Here is a 1895-nt window from a genome sequence, read left to right as displayed (position 1 = left end):
GGAGCCTGCGCTGAAAACGTGGAAGTCGCAGCGCGGACGCTCATAAGTCTGTATAGTGTCGGCCCTTTTGCCAGTATCTAGAGTTCGTATTCCATGACCGAGAAGCTTCGCAACATCGCCATCATCGCCCACGTCGATCATGGCAAGACCACGCTGGTCGACCAGCTCCTGCGCCAGTCCGGCACCCTCGACAAGCGTGGTGACCACGGCGATCGGATCATGGACTCCAACGCCATCGAAAAGGAACGCGGGATCACCATCCTGGCCAAGAACACGGCCATCGAGTGGCAGGATTACCGCATCAATATCGTCGACACCCCCGGACACGCCGACTTCGGTGGCGAGGTCGAACGTGTGCTGTCGATGGTCGACTCGGTGCTGCTGCTGGTGGACGCAGTCGACGGCCCAATGCCCCAGACCCGCTTCGTCACCCAGAAGGCCTTCGCGATGGGCTTCAAGCCGATCGTGGTGGTCAACAAGGTGGACCGCCCCGGCGCGCGCCCCGACTGGGCCGTGGACCAGGTGTTCGACCTGTTTGATCGCCTGGGTGCGACCGACGAGCAGCTGGACTTCCCGATTGTGTTCGCCTCCGCCCTGAACGGTTTTGCCGGGCTGGACTCCAGCGTGACCGAGGGCGACATGACCTGTCTGCTGGAGACCATCGTCGAGCACGTCGCGCCCCCGAACGTGGACGCCGACGGCCCGTTCCAGATGCAGGTCTCCTCGCTGGACTACAACAGCTATCAGGGCCTGATCGGCATCGGACGCGTGAAGCGCGGACGCATCAAGCCGAACACCCCGGTCAAGGTGGTGGACCGCAAAGGCGGCGTGCGCAACGGCCGCATGCTGCAGATCATGGGCTTCCACGGCCTGGAGCGCGTCGAGGTCGAAGAGGCCCGTGCCGGCGACATCATCACCTTCACCGGGATGGACAAGCTGTTCATCTCCGACACCCTGTGCGATCCGAACCACGTCGAGGCAATGGAACCGCTGACCGTCGACGAGCCGACCGTGAGCATGACCTTCCAGGTCAACACCTCGCCGTTCGCCGGACGCGAGGGCAAGTACGTCACCTCCCGCGTGCTGCGCGACCGCCTGCAGGAAGAGCTCAAGCACAACGTGGCCCTGCGCGTGGAAGAGGGCGAGGACCCGGACAAGTTCAAGGTCTCCGGGCGAGGTGAGCTGCACCTGGGCATCCTCATCGAGAACATGCGCCGCGAGGGGTACGAGCTGGCCGTGGCGCGTCCCGAGGTGGTCATCAAGGAGGTTGACGGTGTCAAGCAGGAGCCGTACGAGGCCGTCACCGTGGACGTCGAGGAACAGCACCAGGGCACCATCATGGAGAAGCTCGGCGAACGCCGCGGCGACATGACCAACATGGTCCCGGACGGCAAGGGCCGCGTGCGCCTGGACTTCATCATCCCGTCGCGCGGACTGATCGGCTTCCAGACCGAGTTCATGACGGCCACCTCCGGTACCGGCATCCTGCACCACATCTTCGACCACTACGGTCCCTATCAGCCGGGGGCGGTCGCCTCGCGCCAGAACGGCGTGCTGATCGCCAATGCCGCCGGCAAGGCGCTGGGCTTCGCCCTGTTCAACCTGCAGGACCGAGGCAAGCTGTTCATCGGTCCCGGCGAAGAGGTTTACGAGGGCATGGTCATTGGGCTGCACTCGCGCGAGAACGACCTGGTCGTGAACGCGCTCAAGGCCAAGCAGCTCACCAACATCCGTGCCGCCGGGACCGACGAGAACATCCAGCTGACCCCGCCGATCCGCATGACGCTGGAACAGGCCATCGAGTTCATCGACGACGACGAACTCGTGGAGGTCACCCCGGAAAACCTCCGCATCCGCAAGAAGTTCCTGCTGGAGCACGAACGCAAGAAGGCCTC

The 1895-nt window shown here is 64.0% G+C and carries 1 protein-coding gene; it reads left to right on the top strand.

The features are described 5' to 3' along the window. Positions 1-93: 93 nt before the first annotated feature. Positions 94-1895: translational GTPase TypA (gene typA, locus ACESLR_RS03055; RefSeq protein WP_373025782.1), on the top strand; the 1802-nt coding region annotated here is incomplete at its 3' end.

The organism is Thioalkalivibrio sp., assembly GCF_041685615.1.
GTDB lineage: Bacteria > Pseudomonadota > Gammaproteobacteria > Ectothiorhodospirales > Ectothiorhodospiraceae > Thioalkalivibrio.
Note: the sequence above shows the minus strand (reverse complement) of the source record. Positions and strands in the feature narration are given on the sequence as shown.